Genomic DNA, 212 nt, shown 5'->3' on the forward strand with positions numbered 1-212 from the left:
CTTACCACTTTGTGATTCATGACTGGGGTGAAGTCGTAACAAGGTAACCGTAGGGGAACCTGCGGTTGGATCACCTCCTTACCTAAAGAACCTGCCTTTGTAGTGTCCACACAGATTGTCTGATGAAAAGTAAATAGCAAGGCGTCTTGCGATTGAGACTTCAGTGTCCCCTTCGTCTAGAGGCCCAGGACACCGCCCTTTCACGGCGGTAA

At 50.0% G+C, this 212-nt stretch carries 1 rRNA gene; it reads left to right on the forward strand.

Going from position 1 to position 212, the window contains the following annotated elements:
• Nucleotides 1–81, forward strand: a 16S ribosomal RNA gene (locus GVK32_RS28805); the annotation flags it as partial.
• Nucleotides 82–212: the final 131 nt, after the last annotated feature.

It is taken from the genome of Klebsiella sp. 18074 (assembly GCF_902705905.1).
GTDB classification, from domain to species: Bacteria; Pseudomonadota; Gammaproteobacteria; order Enterobacterales; family Enterobacteriaceae; genus Klebsiella; species Klebsiella terrigena.